This is a genomic window from Candidatus Enterococcus myersii (genome assembly GCF_017316025.1).
Lineage (GTDB): Bacteria > Bacillota > Bacilli > Lactobacillales > Enterococcaceae > Enterococcus_C > Enterococcus_C montenegrensis.
The window spans coordinates 18,422-35,066 of sequence record NZ_JAFLVT010000018.1 but is presented as its reverse complement, the minus strand read 5'-3'; the positions used below and the strand labels follow the sequence as shown (position 1 = coordinate 35,066).

The following is a 16,645-nucleotide window of genomic DNA, read 5'->3' as shown; positions in this document are numbered from 1 at the left end:
TATTAAATTTATCCATTTCAAGGAGGAGCTTAAATGTCACATATTAAATTTGACTATTCAAAAGTAGCACCATTTGTGAATGAACATGAATTGGGCTACATGCAAAGTCAAGTCACTGCAGCCCATGAAGCATTGCGTAACGGCACTGGTGCTGGAAGTGATTTCATCGGTTGGGTTAACTTGCCAACAGAATATGACAAAGAAGAATTTGCTCGCATTAAAAAAGCGGCAGAAAAAATCAAATCTGATTCAGAAGTATTAGTCGTTATTGGGATTGGTGGTTCATACCTAGGTGCCCGTGCTGCCATTGATTTTCTAAATCACTCATTTTACAACTACATGAATGCAAATGACAAGTCAGCTCCACAAATTTTCTTTGCCGGCAATTCAATTTCTTCAACTTACTTGGCTGATTTAATTGAAGTTATTGGCGATCGTGATTTCTCAGTTAACGTTATCTCAAAATCTGGGACGACAACAGAACCAGCTATTGCATTTCGTGTTTTCAAAGAATTATTAATTAATAAATACGGTCAAGACGAAGCAAACAAACGTATTTACGCTACAACAGATAAAGAAAAAGGTGCGGTTAAAGTTGAAGCTGATGCGGAAGGCTGGGAATCTTTTGTAATTCCAGATGATGTTGGCGGACGTTTTTCTGTTTTAACTGCGGTTGGCTTATTACCAATTGCTGCTAGTGGCGCCGACATCGACGCTTTAATGCAAGGTGCAGCAGATGCGTCTAACGATTATGCTTCGGATAAATTAGAAGAAAACGAAGCTTATCAATATGCCGCTATGCGTAATATTTTGTACCGTAAAGGTAAAGTCACTGAATTACTAATTAACTACGAACCAGGTATGCAATATTTCTCTGAATGGTGGAAACAGTTATTCGGCGAATCTGAAGGGAAAGACCAAAAAGGTATTTATCCTTCTAGTGCTAACTTCTCAACTGATCTACACTCATTAGGGCAATACATTCAAGAAGGACGCCGCAATATTTTTGAAACGGTAGTTAAAGTTGAAAAACCGCGTAAATCAGTGAAAATCCCCGTAACAAAAGAAGATTTAGACGGATTAGGCTACTTGCAAGGTAAAGAAGTTGAATTTGTGAATACAAAAGCCTTTGAAGGTGTTTTATTAGCCCATACAGATGGTGATGTGCCAAACTTATTAGTAAAAATTCCAGAAATGGATGCATACACATTAGGCTATTTAATGTACTTCTTTGAAATCGCTGTTGGTATTTCAGGTTACTTAAATGGTGTTAATCCATTTGACCAACCCGGAGTAGAAGCCTACAAGAAAAACATGTTCGCACTCCTTGGAAAACCTGGCTTTGAAGAATTATCAAAAGAATTGAACGAACGTCTATAATCAGAAGACAAAAAAGACGGCTGCTAAAATGCAGTCGTCTTTTTTTGTCTGGTTACGAGCTTTTGAGCAATTAACGAGTAACTACGCGTCTTCTAAAACAACTGCTGTACCCATTACGGTTGGTAATGCTTTATCGGTTAGCGCAAAGCTTATTCCTAAAACAGCATTTGCTCCCAGTATCTCAGCACTTTTTTCAATATCTTTTAGCGCTTGATCTAGATATGTTGAGACAGCGGCAACAGCTCGAACTGGACGTAGTTTATCGTCAAAACCGTATACAATGCCCAAATCTTTAACTACTTTTTTACCGGGATAATACGAAAGGGTAGATGTAATCATTCTAAATCGCTCCAAACATAAGTTTTTGATTAGTGTAACAGATTAAAGAAAAAGTATCAGTAGCTAAAATAGATGAAAAAAATATCATTTGATTTACAAACCGTGTTTTATATTTTATCGATCAGCTCTTTAGGTTGTCATCTTGAATGCATTTGATTCTAGCGGCAGCTTTTGATGTTAATAAATCGTGATGCCAAAAGCAAATAACGGGGACGACAGGAATAAAACCTGCCTCTCAAAAAAAGACAACTTATCGTCGCAAGTTACCTTTGAATAAATCACCAAAACTCGCCCACTAAAAGAATAAACTAAAGATCGCTAAAAAAACTTAATTCCTCCTTAAATCTTACAAAGTTATCCCAGAGGTGACAATTGTGTTAGGAAAACTAAGTCTAAAGTACGATACTTCTCTACTTGTAACCCGTTATGATAAATACATCAAGAAAAACAATTAAAGGAGTTGCAAATATATGTTAAAACGATTAATCAAAGGTGTAGTAGGCGTATCCGTAATTTTAGGTGTGTTAATTGGGGGCGCGGTAGTATTTTCAGATGATGCTTCTGGGGAGTTTGCTCAAATAGTTGATCGTGTGAATCCTTTTGTTAAAGAGGGGAATGTCTATGTGAAGACTACGCAACCTGAAGAAGTAAATGGATACGGAACAGCTCGTTATCGTCAAGTGGCTGCTGATGAAAAAGGTAATAAACGCACAATTGAATTTTCAGGAATCTCAGAATTAAAAAAAGGTCACTATTTGAAATTGGAAAATAAAGGGGCTTTTGTCAAAACCTATGAAGAAGTCAAAAAAACCGATATTCCGCAAGCAGCCTTGGCTGTGATTGAGTGATGCTGAGTAAAGTAGCCAATATCGAGTAGATACTAACTAACAGGATACTTTAATCCTTGTGAAGTTTTAAATCATACGAATAAAAAAAGCTCCCAAAGCCGCAATGTTAGGCTTGGGAGCTTTACGTTTATAAAGAGCGTTTCAAATTATTCTGGCGTGCCAATAACTTTAATGTAGTCGTCGACATTTTTTATTTGCATATGTTTAATAACCAGTTGATTGCGTTGGTTGCGTTTGCCAGTGACTTTTAGTGTGTATTTATTATTAGGTAATCGAAAAATATAGTTAGAAAGATAGCGATCTTTAATAATTCCTTCGGTAATTTCACCATCTTTAGCCAATTTGATTAAGGATAGGCGCATAGGTTGTTCTTGTAAAAGGACAGTTTTTACTAGCAGCCCTTCGAATTCTTCCATTTTTTTCACCTCATCTAAAATGTTCTTTCATCATTATAAAGGTTTTTGCACAATCCTGCATGAAAGAAGTTCAAAGAAAAAATTCAAGTAAAAAAATATCTTACATGTATCATGTAAAATTAATAATGGACAAACTAAAATCAAGCTAAAATTAGCAGCTAAAAATTAATTCTGAACCTTCATTTCGGCTAAAAAGTGTTAAATTTTTTGTTGTAGTTTTAAAAAAGATAGCGATAATACTATAAAAAAAACAGCTCCCAATGGGAACTGTTTAGTATTTTATTTAGCAGGAAGATTAAGCTTCTTCTTCGCTACCTAAAAATTGTGTGACTAATGCCGCTAATACGCCACCGACAACCGGTGCACATAAGTATACCCAGTAGTGACTTAAAGCAGTACCACCAGCAAAAATTGCCGGACCAAAACTACGAGCAGGATTTAGAGATCCCCCCGTTAAGTTTAAGGCAACAATAATTAACAGTGCCAAGACAAGACCGATGGCAAAAGATGCTAACGCACCACTACCATATTTTTTACTAGTAGCCATAATAATAACAAAAATAAATAAGAAGGTAATTAGTGTTTCGACACCAAATGCCATACCTGCGCTAATTTCACTAAAGTCTGTTTGACCGTAAGAACCAGCAGGAACCTTCAACGCTTTGCCAAAGATACCGACAAAGAATGAAGCGACGATAGCACCAACAAATTGACTAATGATAAAAAAGATTGAATCTTTCCAAGAAACTCGTTTGTTAATTGCCATTGCAATGGTAACAGCAGGATTAAACAAGCCATTTGACAACGCACCGTGACCGACTGCTAAATCCATAATAGTAATCGTCAACCCAAATGCTAAACCAATCGCAAGTGGATCTGTTTTACCAACAACAACAGTGGCGGTTCCGACAAAAACCAACATGAAAGTGCCCATAAATTCACCAAAGCATTTTCTGAATAAAGCCATATTTTTTCATCTCCTTTCTATAAGATTAATTATAGTAATAAAGTGGGTGGCTGTAAAAAGATAGGCCCTATATACAAAAAAGAGAAGATGTGTTCAAATTAAAAGAAATAAATTTCGTGTTGTTTTTATTTATAGCGATAGTTATTTTTTAAAAAGTGTTTTCTAATTTAATTTTTGAAAAAAACATTCTTCTTTTATCATAATCTCTATTAATATTGTTTCATTTATAAATTGGTATTGGTTTTGATTGAAAGTGGAAAAGGAAGTTGGAAGATGGTTTGAGAAAAATTAATATCTGAATAAGTAGCTTTATTTTGCGCTTTTCATTATGGAGTAAAAAAGAGGATAAATTATATTAGAAGTGAAATTGATAAAAAAATCATTTTGGTCTATATCGAAAATAAAAGAGTGGGAAAAATTAAAAAAATAGACAAAAAGCGTTTTCAAATTTAATTTTTTCTGTTATGATATACCTGAAATTAAGTGAGGGAGGTGTTATTAATGGAAGTAGAAGTTGGGAAAACATACTTATGCAAACCAGTCGGATTAACGAGCGAAGTCGCAGGCTTTGTCGAACATACATATACGAATACAGTCTTGATTTCAGTTACAGAATGTGAGCGTTGTGATCGACCTAAAGTGATTGAAGCGCAAAATCGCTTGTTGGTACGTTATGAAGATATCCGAGATATTGCGGTTGTAGCCTAATAAATGACAACTTTCTAGTCACGACTAGGAAAACAGGAATTGTCATTTTAAAAATTGAGTACAGTATGACTGCTGTATTTCATAATTAAGAAGGCAGCTGCGCCAAAGTTAGTTTGACTTTTGGCGCAGCTGCCTTTTTTTGCTTTAAAAGCAATCTGTACGGTTAAGATAGAACTTTTCAAAACGGATTTTGAGCTTATTTACTTAACCAACTCCGATAACAAAGTTTAATAGCTTATCAGAATAAGTGACTTTAGTTTGTGCATCTTTAATAGTTTGATTTAACGTAGCCATTTGATCAGTAATAATGCCATCTACTTCGTAAAAAATCATCCGACTCATATCCTCACTACTATTTGGCGTCCAGACAAAAACCTTCTTGCCATCTTCTTTAGCAGAGGAAATGAAATTATGATTAATCGTCGAATATTCCATCGTTAGGAAATCTGCTTTTGTAATTGGTGGTCCTACCACGTTAAAAGGTAAAATATAGCCAACAGTAAGTTGAGGTACCTGTGTTTTCAAGGATTCAACAATTGAAAAAGATAGACTTTGCAGCATATGATGGTTTGAAACAATTTCATTTTGATATTTTTTCAAAAAAACTTGAACGATTGGCGCAGTATCTTTTTGTTGCGTCTTAATTTCGACTAATAATTTTTGGTTCAGGCGTTTTGCTTCCGCCAGATAAGAATCAAAAGTAGGGATTTTCGCAGTTTGATCATTTTCTTTTAAAGTCACTTTTTGAATTTCAGCAAGGGTCATTTTTTCCGGTGCTTGATTGACACCCCCTAAATTTTTCAAATTAAAGTCATGGATAACAACAAATTGATGGTCACTTGTCATTTGGACGTCCATCTCGACATAATCAGGATGTTGGCTTTGACTGGTTTTTTGTAAAGAAGCCAAGCTATTTTGAACACCATTGCCATCATCTACGCCACGATGGGAAATTGTAAGTGGAATTTTCGTAATTTCTTGATTGAGATAATCCATGTTGTACAAGCTAACACCAACTCCAAAAAAGACTGCAATTAAAATGAGTAAGGTATTTTTAATTCCTTCAAGGCGCGGATTAGGTAACGATTCTTGATAAAACCATTTAGGGATTTCTGGCAAGAAGCCTTCGTCGTTCATAAAATCGATAATAATATAAAAAATTCCAACCGTTGATAAAACCAAATTGACAAGTAAAAAAAATTGGAGCAACGTCATTGCAAAAACTGCACTAATTAACGCATAGTCGGGGAAAAATTCTTCAATCAAGGCTTGTGCTCCTACCACAATGGTAAAGCTAAGCCCGGTTATTAGTAAAATTGCACCACCAATAAATAAAAAACGACCAATAATGGCAAAAAAGCGCCGTTTTGTAATCAAAAAACTTTCCTTAAAGGCACCTCTAAAGGGACGATCACGTAAAATCATCTCTGGTAAAGCAAAGATTAAACGAATACCGATATAAATAAGAACAAGATAGCCCAAAACAAAACCTGAGATAATTAACAAACGGTTGGTAAAAATAAAATCCATAATAAAAGCAGGAATTTTAATGCGTGCTAATAAATCAGAATTAAAGCTCAAACCACCGATGGGTAAAATTAGTAAAAAGTAAAAAAGAAAAAAGATAAAAACGCTAGGCCGCAATTTTTTTAACTGAATCATCGTCATCCGTAACAGTTGTTTCAACGAAACGGGTTGCTTTTTCTCAATGAAGTACACACTTAAAAGTAAAAAGGTAAACTCAAAGAAAACCAACAATAAAATCAGCAGCAAGATGACCACTAACAAAAAAGTAACTGCTGGGTGTTGTGTCGCAATTTCACCTAAATTATCATAGGATAAATAATGAATCGCACCGCGTTTTAAAATAAATTTGGTTGAGCTGCTTAAAAGGGGAATGACAACAAATAAAATGAAGCCATGCATTAATAAGACATCACGAAAGTAAACATTTGTTTTGACTAAAAAATCCCAGGTATTTTTTACTGACTCTTTTAAATACTTCATCTTCATCACCTATCTCTATTGTAGCGGAAAAACAACTTTCAACAAAGAAAATAGAGCGGGTAAAAGTTAAATTGCAGATAAAAATGCCCCACTCAGAGTTAAGCTAAGTGGGGCATTTTTATTTCTAGCCAAGCAGTCCAGTCAAAAATGAACCACCATAAATTAAAGCCATGCTGTATAAGAAAATAGATAGTGGTTTTGCTAATAAAATAATCCAAACGTATTTTTTAACTGAGATATTGGTAAGACCAGCCATTAAGCAAAGGGCATCATCAGGCGCAACAGGTAAGAAAATGGCTAGGGCAAACAATTTTTCAAAGCGGCTTTGATTATCTAACCAGCCAATATATTTATTATAAGTCTTGTCACTGATCATGCTTAAAATAAATGGTTTCCCGTAACGGCGTCCTAAAAGGAAAATAATGATTGAACCAATACAAATGCCCACATAATTGTAAACAAAACCAGCAAAAGGTCCAAAGATCAACACGCCCGCGGCACTAGAAATACCGCCGGGGATAATGGGAATGACAACTTGTAAAATTTGTAAGAGAATGAAGATGATCGGACCTAAAATAATCGAGTCACCGACTAATCCTCTTAGAGCGTTGATATCTTTAAAGACACCTAAATTGATAAAATATATCGTTAAGGCAATTGAAACTAAAATGCCTATAACAGAAATCGTATTAATAATTTTGCGAGAAAGAGCGATACTCATGGTCTCATCTCCTTTGTTTGATATACTAATATTATACAAGGAATTTTTTTATTTGCCCTGTGTTTTGACTGACAAAGAACAAACAAATTTGTAAGTTGGCTAATAAGTTTGAACCAACTGTATTATAAGAGCTTTTAATAAGAAAAGCTATCCTACTGAAGGCTGATTTATAAAAATTAAAGATTATTTGTTGCTTTTTAAATGTGTTTCTAGTTTACAGCTAAAAAAAATAGGTGTACACTCAGTTTGTCAAAAGTTTCGGTTAACCTAAAAAATAATTGAGTTGCATAGAAAAGAGTGATGAGATGAGTCATAAAAAAGAAAAATTAATTGAATACGCAAATGGACCAAGCTTAGAGGAAATCAATAATACAGTTGAGGTTCCTAAAAACGCTAGTTTCTTTCGCACACTGCTCGCTTATAGTGGCCCGGGTGCTTTAGTAGCTGTAGGCTACATGGATCCTGGTAATTGGATTACTTCAATTGCTGGTGGTGCAGAATACAAATATGCTTTGTTAAGTGTCATTTTATTATCGAGTTTGATTGCGATGCTGTTACAAAGTATGGCAGCAAAATTAGGAATTGTTACCGGACGCGACTTAGCCCAAGCAACACGGGAACACACATCGAAAAAGACCGGGTTTGTTTTATGGATTATTACTGAATTAGCGATTATGGCAACGGATATCGCCGAAGTAATTGGTGGTGCGGTGGCATTACAGTTATTATTTGGTCTACCTTTAATCATAGGGGTTTTAATTACTACATTGGATGTTTTATTATTGCTATTATTGACGAAACTAGGTTTTAGAAAGATTGAAGCGATTGTTGCAGTTTTAATCGCAGTTATTTTCATGGTTTTTGCCTATGAAGTTGCGTTAGCACAACCGCAGCTCGGTGAAGTGTTACGTGGTTTTATTCCAGATCCTAAAATTGCCACCGATAAATCGATGCTTTTATTGGCATTGGGGATTGTCGGCGCAACTGTTATGCCCCACAACTTATATTTGCACTCCTCTATTTCACAAGCCCGTAAATTTGACCGCAACGATGAGGAAGAAAAAGCCAGAGCAATTAAATTTACCACTTGGGATTCCAACATTCAGCTGACTGTAGCTTTTGTAGTCAACTGCTTATTATTAGTATTAGGTGGAGCATTATTTTATGGGACAAACAGTGATTTAGGAAAATTTGTTGATTTATATGATGCTTTAAAAGATCCAAGTATCGTAGGAAATATCGCAAGTCCACTTTTAAGTACGCTCTTTGCTGTTGCGTTACTTGCTTCTGGTCAAAATTCTACTATTACCGGAACACTTTCAGGGCAAATTGTGATGGAAGGTTTCATTAATTTGAAGATGCCATTGTGGATGCGTCGAGTAGTAACACGTTTGTTAGCAATTGTGCCCGTTATTATTTGTGTCATTTTATATGGTGGTAGAGAATCTGCAGTTGAAGATTTGCTACTTTATACGCAAGTCTTTTTGAGTATTGCCTTACCGATTTCAATTATTCCATTAACAATTTATACGAGTGATAAAAAAATCATGGGTCGATTTGCTAACCCAACATGGATGAAAATTTTAGCTTGGGTGATCGCTATTGTTTTGACCGTTTTAAATCTGTTTTTAATCTACAGCACATTAACAGGTGCAAATGGGTAGGAAGGTGAGGAGTAATGAATACTTTTAAGTGTATTTTAGTAGCAGTAGATGATTCGAATGATTCAAAAAAAGCTTTTGAATATGCGTTAACATATGCAATGGAGCATCAAGCAGCATTGACGATTACAACTATTTTCGAAATTAATCGCTTGAATGTGTACGAGTATCTAACGCCTGAAACAATTGCGCTGCATAAGCAAAATACAATTGCAATAGCGGAAAACTACCGTAAACAAGCATTAACCAAAGGAGTAAAAGAGGCAACGGTTGTGGTCGATGAAGGAACACCGGCAACAGTTATTTTAGATAAAGTTTTACCCGCGGTAAAACCAGACTTACTAATTTGCGGTTCCAAAAGTAAACCAAGTCATGCCCCGCTAGTTTTAGGAAGTCAAGCTGCTTTACTCGCAAAAGGAGCAAGTTGTTCAGTTTTAATTATTCGCTAAAATAAAGTTGTGATAAAAACCACGATTAAAACGCCATTTATTTGTAATAAAATGGCCCACGTCTGCTGGTATAGCCGTAATAAAAAAGGTGAGACAAAAGTAAACTAACTTTTGTCTCACCTTTTTTTGATAGGAGAATTAAATTTAAATACCAGTGTTTCAACGAGTGATGTTATCATAAAGCCTGCGGCAATCGCACCGGCAGTCATAATGACAATTTTTAGATTATCTAACGATTTGGCAGAATCACCTAACACCAATTCACGAATGGCTTGATAAGCAGGACCGCCTGGAACTAGCGGCACCAAACTGGGGATGTTGAAAATAATCATCGGCATTTTAAGACGCCGTGAAAAAAAGATGCTGAAACAGCCAATCGCAATGGCAGCGACAAAGTTAGAAAAGCCTAATCCTTGCGCGTTTTGTCGTAATAACCAATACACCATCCAGCCGATGGCACCGGTTAAACCTGTTGCTAATAAGGAACGTTTGGGGATATTGGTGATAATACCAAAAGCTACAGTACTGATAAAACTAAAGAAAAAATGAATGCCATATAAGATCATGCGATACCACCTCCAAATAAAAGCAGCGTGGTCGCAATTCCAACACCAATAGCAGCCGCAATAAATAAAGCTTCAATCCCCCGAGCAACCCCGCTTAGCAGATCCCCTGATAAAATGTCACGAAATGAGTTCGTGATGGCCACACCAGGGACTAAAGGCATTACCGCTCCGATTATAATGTGGTCAACATTGCTGGCTAATCCCAGCTTTACACATGAAATAGCCAACGCACCAATAACAAAAGCTGCAACAAACATATCTAAAAAACGCATTTGTAACCATTTTTTTACATAAATTCCTGCGATAAATCCAAGACAGCCAATAAAAAACGTCGGGATAAAATCTTGCCATGTCCCGCCAAAGATATACATTAAAGTACAACTAACAAAACCTGCTGCCAGCACTTGCCAAAGTAAAGAAAAACTCGGTGTATCACAGTTCACACGTTTTAGTCGTGCATTTAACTCGTTTAAAGTAATTTTTTTAGCTGCAAATTCGCGGGAAAGATGATTGACGGCGACAATTTTTTCTAAGTTGATGGAACGTTCATGTACCTCTTCTAATTGAGAAAAAGAAGAATTACGTATACTCATAAATAGGCCAGTTGCCGTAACATAACTAACAGTGTTAGAAATCCCAGCGTTTTCTGCGATTCGATTCATCGTATCTTCTACACGATATACTTCTGAACCATTCTCCATCATAATTTTACCCGCCATAAGACAGGTACTTAAAACAAGCTCTTCTTTCATTTGTTTACCTCATTTGTAAAGTTGCTTCTATTCTATCATTTCGTTGTTTGAATTGCTTTTAATTTTTATTAGGTGAAAAGTTTTTTTGCCGTTTTATTCAAAAACACTGATAAAGAAATATCAGAAAATTGAGAAATTTTTGTTTTAGCTTAAAATAAATTAATATAGATTTAATAAAAATAACGGTTGTAATAGTTTGTGAAATGTCTTATTATCTTTTTAAGATATTTTATGTCATAAATTTATTGTGAACTGTTGGTTAATTTGGTATCTCTCGTTATCGTACGAATTTTTTTCTTTAAGATAGATAACTATTTTTGAGGTATATCATTTCCCAAAAATTCTATTTTTGTTTACAATAAACTTATGGATGATAAATGTTATTATAAAGGAGAGGTGACTTTCTATGCGTCGTAAGGTTTATACAAAAGATCAAATATTGAAAGCCGCTTATGAAGTTATTTCAAAAGATGGCTTCAGTAAGTTTACAGCCCGTAACATTGCTAAAAAAATGGGGATTTCAACCCAGCCGATTTATTTAGAGTTTAAAAATATGCAAGATCTTAAAAACACTTTGGTTGAAACAGTTATGCGGGATTTACAAGAAAATGTCTTTCCGATTAAGCATACAGGAAATCAAATTGTTGACTTGGGTTTGAATTACATTAATTTTGCTCAAGAAAATCGTAATTTGTATGTTGCCTTATTTGTTGATGAATATGGCGGTGGCAAAATGATGCACGAGTTTTCATATGAATACTTCAAAAATATGGTGGCAAATTGCCCAGAATATGCTGACTTGTCTGACGAGTACATCAAAGCACTTCATGATGGGACTTGGATCACAGTGACAGGAATTGCTTCTTTGATGTCTTCTGGTATTATTCACCCTTCTCAAGAACAAATTGGTGAATTAATTCAATCTGCTGTTGATGGTATTTTGAAAATGGAGGCCCCAGAAAAAATTTTTAATGGGGAAGGCTAGTTTACTAGTGAAAAATCACGCTTATAAAAGAAAGACGCGTCTTAGCTGTTCATAATACTTTTTCTTTCAAAGGCAGGCTGTTTTTAAAAGGAGTAGTTCATGACAGTTAATTCGCGTTTTTTTATGAGGTACATCTTAATTGACTTTTTTTCAATTTTGACGAAAATAAAAGAAGTAGCCCATGGAGAGTTGGCAGAGCGGTAATGCACTGGACTCGAAATCCAGCGAGCCGGTTTACACCGGTGCACGGGTTCAAATCCCGTACTCTCCTTAAAGATTACGCTAGGTAAAAGTTATTTTGACTTTTGCCTAGCGTTTTTTGTCGTAAGATATGTTTATATAGTTTTTTACTGACTATAATCTTTTGTAAGCTTTTATTTGAACGTGTTAAGGTGGTTTATTAAAACAAATGCTTTGCCAAAAGTGTTTGTGATATGCTTGCTTTTTAGTACCGTTTTTCAAAATAACAAATCAGATGGAAATTATAGTTTTAGTGTAGCAGCTTGTTTTTTATTTAATTATTTGTGATGAGGAATTAGAGCGCTATTTGCTCCTTTTTTTCGTTGTTTTATGTAAAATTTTTTTACGATTTTTTTATTTTTACTTTTTTTGAAATAAGGTTGTTGGTAATTTATTTGCGATTGATTAAAAAAGTGTTAAAATAAAAATAGAAAAAGTGGCATAAAGTAATTAAGGAGGGATTAAAATGAATCACAAAGAAAATCAGATAGAAACGGATTTGACGAAAGAGGATTTGCGATATTTTAATGCTTTTGCCAATGTTCCGCTATCGCAAGCAGAGTATTCAGATTTTAAACAGCTTAAAGACGCCATTACAGGAAATGAAGAGAGAATTGTGGTGAAAGGAAAACTTGCATTTATGTTGTTAATTAGTGTTGTGCCATTATTTCCATTTATTAAAGCATCTAAAATGATTACTTCTGTGTTGCAATCTGGAGATGACTGCAATAGTGCCGAGCTGTTGATGAAGTTAGCCAAACGTAACAATGATGCTCACGGCATAGCTAAAGAGATGTACACCAGTTTGGCTTTGGTGGGAAATGCAGTGATTCGTTTGGGTGGGCAGACGGTTAACGTCTTAGCCCACGAATACGATTTGACATACAGTGGTGATATACAACAACGAGATTTCAAATTTATTTTTGAATTAAAACCTGTTGCTGCAGAGATTTGAAGTTGTAAATGAAGTGAATTTGAAATGAAAGACTTAAATGAGAAGTGATAGTTTTTATACCCCACGCATTTTTCCGTGCATGGCGGGAAAATAAAACTTTAACCAAACTCATTTTGGTCTTTTTTTATTTCGCTAAAAGTGTTAGATATCTATATAATAGAAAGAAAACAGGAGGCAATTATGCGTAGAAAAGATCGCGAAGTTACAGAAGTAGCAACAATAAAGCAAATAGTGGCCCAATGTTTGGTTTTACGTTTGGCAATGACGCAAGCAGACTACCCTTATATTGTGCCCGTTAATTTTGGTTATGAATGGTCAGGAGAAAATGATTTGACGCTTTTTATTCATGGTGCAAAGACAGGGCTAAAATTGGCGTTGCTGGCTAAAAATAATAAGATTGGTTTTGAAATGGATTGTGGGCAGCAACTGCTCATAGATGAAAAAAGACAATCTTATTCTTATGCCTACCAAAGCATAATTGGGACCGGGGAGGCATTGATTTTAACCGATGAAAAGAAAAAGAGAGCGGCGTTACAAAAAATTATCACGCATTATGACCCGAAAAAAGAAGTGGTAATCCCTACCAAAGCGCTAAATGCCACAGCGGTGATTGCAATTAAAGTCAATAGCATGACTGCAAAAGTCCACACGCCATAAGTGTGGAAAAAAGCAATAAAGGTAGTAGAAAATACATGCTGCTTTTAAGACAGCGGGCTAATTTTTTATAAAATATTAAGAGAAAGTAAAAAACTTTTTTGGATAAAAGGGCATTTGGTAAATTCAGTCGTAGGATTATTAATTTTATGTTATGATAAGTCCTGGTTTGTAGAAAATGAAATTTTAATAATAGGACGTGAAAATATGTGTGGCATTGTCGGCTTTGTGAATAGCAAGGATCAAAAACAAGAAATTATTGAAGATATGATGGATCGCATCGTCCACCGTGGTCCTAATAGTTCTGGTAAATATACAGATAAAAATGTAGCGTTGGGATTTCGTCGGTTGTCAATTATTGACTTAGAGGGCGGCTCACAGCCTATTTATAATGAAGATCGTAGCAAGGTTATTATCTTTAATGGTGAAATTTACAATTTTCAACCTTTGAGAGAACAATTAATTGCCGCTGGACACGTTTTTTCTACGCATGCAGATACAGAAGTATTATTGCATGGTTACGAAGAATGGGGTGCTGAACTTTTACAAAAAGTACGGGGAATGTTCGCTTTTGCCATTTGGGATATTGAAAAACAAGAATTATTTGGTGCCCGCGATCATTTTGGTATTAAACCGTATTATTATGCTGAAATGAATGGTACGTTTATGTTTGGTTCAGAAATCAAGAGCTTTTTACCTCATCCAGATTTCAACAAAGAACTAAATACAGCCGCTTTAAAACCTTATATGACTTTCCAATATTCACCATTAAACGGTGAAACATTCTTTAAAAATGTTTACCGTTTACCAGAAGGACATTATTATACGTATAAAGACGGTAAACTAACAATTAAAGAATATTGGGATGCTGACTTTACGAAAAAAGATGACCATTCAAAAGAAGAATGGGTAGAAGAAATTGATAAGACAGTTGAAGCTTCAATTGCTGCTCACCGGATTGCCGATGTTGAAGTGGGAGCCTTTTTATCGAGTGGGGTTGACTCAAGTTATGTGACTTCGGTTTTACGTCCGGATCATTCCTTTTCAATTGGGTTTGATGACAAGACCTATAACGAAGCGATTGAAGCACGCAAGTTAACCAAAATGTTGGACTTAAACAATACAGCAGCTGTTATTGATGGCGATATGTCCTTTAAGGCATTTCCATTAATTCAATATCATCTAGATGAACCAGATTCTAACCCATCTTGTGTACCCCTTTATTTCTTGGCGAACCTAGCTTCACAATCTGTTCGGGTAGTACAATCAGGGGAAGGAGCAGATGAATTATTTGCCGGTTACCAAACATATGGTTTCCATACCAACTCTAAAATGGTACGCGTTTTTGCCCAAGGATTAAAAAAATTACCAAAAGGGATGCGCTATTCTATTGGTCGCAAGTTTGGGAAAATGAGTAATTTCCATGGTCGCATTCATTTGTATGAAGCAACCGCACCAGCACGCGATTTCTTTATTGGCCATGCTAAAGTTTTTGAAGAACAAGAAGCGGCTAGCTACTTGCAGCCAGAATTTCAAAATGCGCCTTCTGTCAAAGAAATTATGAATCCTCACTTTGATCAAACAAAAGGAATTGAAAGTGAAGTTAATAAAATGCAATACGTGGATGTCCACCAATGGATGCCAAAAGATATTTTATTAAAAGCAGACAAACTTTCTATGGCCAGCTCCCTTGAATTACGAGTGCCACTGTTGGATATCGAAGTGATGAAATTAGCACAACGCATTCCTGCAAAATATGTAATGAATCAAAACAATACTAAGGATGCTTTCCGCCAAGCAGCTAATCGTCACTTGCCAGAAGAATGGGCAAATCGGGAAAAATTAGGTTTTCCTGTGCCAATTAAAGCTTGGTTAAAAGAAGATCATGGTTATGAAGAAGTTAAAGCGTTGTTTACGGCTGATTTTGCTAAACAATTCTTTGATCAAGCAAAAATCATGAAATTATTAAACGATCATCACGAAGGTAAAGCCGAAGTACAACGTAAAATTTGGACAATCTTTACTTTCCTAACTTGGTATAAAGTTTACTTTATCGATGAAGAAATTCCTACCGCAAAAGCAATTACTTACGAAACACTATAATGAAAAAACCAAACGTAAAACTTTTCAAAAGGCGCGTCTGAAAGTCTAACTTTTAGGCGTTGCCACTTGAAAGGTCAAACGTTTGGTTTTTTTATCTGACAGATTTGCAAATTTTTGCTTATGGCTTATGGCTAGGGAGTCCCTTAACTTTTCTGATTGTGGTAAAGCTTAAGAGCGGTCGCAAAGTTTTTTATTTTAAAGGCGCATCACTTATACCGATATCGACAACGTGCAAATTACCACAGGCGTTACTTCCTGGTGAGACGGTGAAGCCAGTTTTCTTAAATTGAAAGGTGATTGTTGTGTCCGCACGAATAAATGCACCTAGGGAGCTACCTGTTGAAGCATCAATGCCAGAAGGGACATCAATGGCTACGATGGGTAATTTGCTGTTGTTTATTTGCACGATAACATTTTTTGCCTTTGTGCTTAGCTCACCTGTAGCGCCAATCCCTAAGAAACTATCGATGATAATTGTAAAACCTAAGAAAGTTTCTAAGTGGTGTAAAATAGGAATTTGATAATATTGGCAAATATTATATTGTTGTCGGCATTCTTTTGTTAGATGATCTAAATTTCCGGCGAAATAAATCGTAACATTTTTGTCGGCAAGGTGAAGTAAACGCGCAAGTGCAAAACCGTCGCCGCCATTATTGCCACTGCCACAGAGTATGAGAATTTGCGAAAGGTCATTCTTTTTTTCATTTGTTAGTTTTGCAAAGACTGCTAATGCGGCTTTTTCCATGAGGACCATGCTAGGAATACCGATCGTGTCAATGGTGTATTGCTCACAGGTCTTCATTTGTTGTACGTTCACTAATTGGGTCATATTAATTCCTCCTACTTTTTATCCTTTAGCTAGATTGTAACGAAAACGTGGCTTTTTTACCAAAG

General features: G+C 35.6%; 17 protein-coding genes and 1 tRNA gene. 10 read left to right on the top strand and 8 right to left on the bottom strand.

Going from position 1 to position 16,645, the window contains the following annotated elements; genetic code table 11:
* Positions 1-33 precede the first annotated feature (33 nt).
* On the top strand, positions 34-1,380 hold the full coding sequence (locus JZO76_RS11665) for a glucose-6-phosphate isomerase (protein ID WP_206904652.1): 1,347 nt from the start codon (positions 34-36) through the stop codon (positions 1,378-1,380).
* 81 nt (positions 1,381-1,461) lie between these two features.
* On the opposite strand, the gene JZO76_RS11660 is transcribed toward JZO76_RS11665, so the two are convergent.
* On the bottom strand, positions 1,462-1,719 hold the full coding sequence (locus tag JZO76_RS11660) for a heavy metal-binding domain-containing protein (RefSeq protein WP_206904649.1): 258 nt from the start codon (positions 1,717-1,719) through the stop codon (positions 1,462-1,464).
* Positions 1,720-2,189: 470 nt separating this feature from the next.
* Between JZO76_RS11660 and JZO76_RS11655 the strand changes: the two genes are divergently transcribed.
* Positions 2,190-2,567, top strand: coding sequence for a YxeA family protein (locus JZO76_RS11655; RefSeq protein WP_206904646.1), 378 nt, complete (start codon positions 2,190-2,192; stop codon positions 2,565-2,567).
* 146 nt (positions 2,568-2,713) lie between these two features.
* Here JZO76_RS11655 and JZO76_RS11650 read toward each other — a convergent pair whose 3' ends face one another.
* The gene (locus tag JZO76_RS11650; protein ID WP_016171648.1) at positions 2,714-2,983 is read right to left on the bottom strand and encodes a hypothetical protein; all 270 of its coding nucleotides are present in this window, start codon (positions 2,981-2,983) and stop codon (positions 2,714-2,716) included.
* A gap of 295 nt (positions 2,984-3,278) precedes the next feature.
* The gene (locus JZO76_RS11645) at positions 3,279-3,950 is read right to left on the bottom strand and encodes an MIP/aquaporin family protein (RefSeq protein ID WP_206904644.1); all 672 of its coding nucleotides are present in this window, start codon (positions 3,948-3,950) and stop codon (positions 3,279-3,281) included.
* 501 nt (positions 3,951-4,451) lie between these two features.
* Here JZO76_RS11645 and JZO76_RS11640 point away from each other — a divergent pair.
* On the top strand, positions 4,452-4,658 hold the full coding sequence (locus JZO76_RS11640) for a hypothetical protein (protein WP_206904641.1): 207 nt from the start codon (positions 4,452-4,454) through the stop codon (positions 4,656-4,658).
* A gap of 204 nt (positions 4,659-4,862) precedes the next feature.
* Here the strand turns inward: JZO76_RS11640 and JZO76_RS11635 are convergent, their stop codons facing one another.
* Both JZO76_RS11635 and JZO76_RS11630 read right to left on the bottom strand, forming a co-directional pair.
* The gene (locus JZO76_RS11635; protein ID WP_206904638.1) at positions 4,863-6,665 is read right to left on the bottom strand and encodes a glycerophosphoryl diester phosphodiesterase membrane domain-containing protein; all 1,803 of its coding nucleotides are present in this window, start codon (positions 6,663-6,665) and stop codon (positions 4,863-4,865) included.
* A gap of 124 nt (positions 6,666-6,789) precedes the next feature.
* A complete protein-coding gene (locus JZO76_RS11630) occupies positions 6,790-7,386 on the bottom strand; it encodes a TVP38/TMEM64 family protein (RefSeq protein ID WP_206904635.1) in 597 nt (198 codons plus the stop codon).
* A gap of 305 nt (positions 7,387-7,691) precedes the next feature.
* Here JZO76_RS11630 and JZO76_RS11625 point away from each other — a divergent pair, with 305 nt between their 5' ends.
* Together JZO76_RS11625 and JZO76_RS11620 are read left to right on the top strand one after the other, a co-directional pair.
* Positions 7,692-9,050: an Nramp family divalent metal transporter gene (locus tag JZO76_RS11625; protein WP_206904633.1), complete on the top strand. Its 1,359-nt coding sequence runs from the start codon at positions 7,692-7,694 to the stop codon at positions 9,048-9,050.
* A gap of 14 nt (positions 9,051-9,064) precedes the next feature.
* Positions 9,065-9,496, top strand: a complete 432-nt coding sequence (locus JZO76_RS11620; RefSeq protein ID WP_206904627.1) for a universal stress protein — start codon at positions 9,065-9,067, stop codon at positions 9,494-9,496.
* Between the two features lie 116 nt (positions 9,497-9,612).
* Here JZO76_RS11620 and JZO76_RS11615 read toward each other — a convergent pair whose 3' ends face one another.
* Both JZO76_RS11615 and JZO76_RS11610 read right to left on the bottom strand, forming a co-directional pair.
* Entirely contained in the window at positions 9,613-10,062 is a 450-nt protein-coding gene (locus JZO76_RS11615; RefSeq protein ID WP_206904624.1) for a threonine/serine exporter family protein, read from the bottom strand.
* Positions 10,059-10,814, bottom strand: coding sequence for a threonine/serine exporter family protein (locus JZO76_RS11610; protein WP_206904622.1), 756 nt, complete (start codon positions 10,812-10,814; stop codon positions 10,059-10,061). The genes JZO76_RS11615 and JZO76_RS11610 overlap by 4 nt, the downstream gene beginning before the upstream one ends.
* 406 nt (positions 10,815-11,220) lie before the next feature.
* Between JZO76_RS11610 and JZO76_RS11605 the strand changes: the two genes are divergently transcribed.
* The 5 genes from JZO76_RS11605 to asnB all read left to right on the top strand — a co-directional run bounded on the left by JZO76_RS11605 (position 11,221) and on the right by asnB (position 15,751).
* A complete protein-coding gene (locus JZO76_RS11605; protein WP_206904619.1) occupies positions 11,221-11,799 on the top strand; it encodes a TetR/AcrR family transcriptional regulator in 579 nt (192 codons plus the stop codon).
* Positions 11,800-11,982: 183 nt separating this feature from the next.
* Positions 11,983-12,070: transfer RNA gene (locus JZO76_RS11600), tRNA-Ser, on the top strand.
* A 435-nt stretch (positions 12,071-12,505) separates the two neighbouring features.
* Positions 12,506-12,994 (top strand): hypothetical protein, encoded by a 489-nt coding sequence (locus tag JZO76_RS11595; protein WP_206904617.1) that lies wholly within the window; start codon positions 12,506-12,508, stop codon positions 12,992-12,994.
* A gap of 180 nt (positions 12,995-13,174) precedes the next feature.
* Positions 13,175-13,651 carry a pyridoxamine 5'-phosphate oxidase family protein gene (locus JZO76_RS11590; RefSeq protein WP_206904614.1) on the top strand — a complete coding sequence of 159 codons (477 nt, stop codon included), beginning with the start codon at positions 13,175-13,177 and terminating at the stop codon, positions 13,649-13,651.
* A gap of 204 nt (positions 13,652-13,855) precedes the next feature.
* On the top strand, positions 13,856-15,751 hold the full coding sequence (gene asnB / locus JZO76_RS11585; protein ID WP_206904610.1) for an asparagine synthase (glutamine-hydrolyzing): 1,896 nt from the start codon (positions 13,856-13,858) through the stop codon (positions 15,749-15,751).
* Positions 15,752-15,941: 190 nt separating this feature from the next.
* On the opposite strand, the gene JZO76_RS11580 is transcribed toward asnB, so the two are convergent.
* Complete coding sequence (locus JZO76_RS11580; RefSeq protein WP_206904608.1) at positions 15,942-16,580, bottom strand: NAD(P)H-hydrate epimerase; 639 nt, start codon at positions 16,578-16,580, stop codon at positions 15,942-15,944.
* Between the last annotated feature and the right edge of the window lie 65 nt (positions 16,581-16,645).

Bases quoted from the DNA above. Each gene is read 5' to 3' on its own strand.
- JZO76_RS11665 (WP_206904652.1), top strand. From the start codon at position 34: ATGTCACATATTAAATTTGACTATTCAAAAGTAGCACCATTTGTGAAT.
- JZO76_RS11660 (WP_206904649.1), bottom strand. From the start codon at position 1,719: ATGATTACATCTACCCTTTCGTATTATCCCGGTAAAAAAGTAGTTAAA.
- JZO76_RS11655 (WP_206904646.1), top strand. From the start codon at position 2,190: ATGTTAAAACGATTAATCAAAGGTGTAGTAGGCGTATCCGTAATTTTA.
- JZO76_RS11650 (WP_016171648.1), bottom strand. From the start codon at position 2,983: ATGGAAGAATTCGAAGGGCTGCTAGTAAAAACTGTCCTTTTACAAGAA.
- JZO76_RS11645 (WP_206904644.1), bottom strand. From the start codon at position 3,950: ATGGCTTTATTCAGAAAATGCTTTGGTGAATTTATGGGCACTTTCATG.
- JZO76_RS11640 (WP_206904641.1), top strand. From the start codon at position 4,452: ATGGAAGTAGAAGTTGGGAAAACATACTTATGCAAACCAGTCGGATTA.
- JZO76_RS11635 (WP_206904638.1), bottom strand. From the start codon at position 6,665: ATGAAGTATTTAAAAGAGTCAGTAAAAAATACCTGGGATTTTTTAGTC.
- JZO76_RS11630 (WP_206904635.1), bottom strand. From the start codon at position 7,386: ATGAGTATCGCTCTTTCTCGCAAAATTATTAATACGATTTCTGTTATA.
- JZO76_RS11625 (WP_206904633.1), top strand. From the start codon at position 7,692: ATGAGTCATAAAAAAGAAAAATTAATTGAATACGCAAATGGACCAAGC.
- JZO76_RS11620 (WP_206904627.1), top strand. From the start codon at position 9,065: ATGAATACTTTTAAGTGTATTTTAGTAGCAGTAGATGATTCGAATGAT.
- JZO76_RS11615 (WP_206904624.1), bottom strand. From the start codon at position 10,062: ATGATCTTATATGGCATTCATTTTTTCTTTAGTTTTATCAGTACTGTA.
- JZO76_RS11610 (WP_206904622.1), bottom strand. From the start codon at position 10,814: ATGAAAGAAGAGCTTGTTTTAAGTACCTGTCTTATGGCGGGTAAAATT.
- JZO76_RS11605 (WP_206904619.1), top strand. From the start codon at position 11,221: ATGCGTCGTAAGGTTTATACAAAAGATCAAATATTGAAAGCCGCTTAT.
- JZO76_RS11595 (WP_206904617.1), top strand. From the start codon at position 12,506: ATGAATCACAAAGAAAATCAGATAGAAACGGATTTGACGAAAGAGGAT.
- JZO76_RS11590 (WP_206904614.1), top strand. From the start codon at position 13,175: ATGCGTAGAAAAGATCGCGAAGTTACAGAAGTAGCAACAATAAAGCAA.
- asnB (WP_206904610.1), top strand. From the start codon at position 13,856: ATGTGTGGCATTGTCGGCTTTGTGAATAGCAAGGATCAAAAACAAGAA.
- JZO76_RS11580 (WP_206904608.1), bottom strand. From the start codon at position 16,580: ATGACCCAATTAGTGAACGTACAACAAATGAAGACCTGTGAGCAATAC.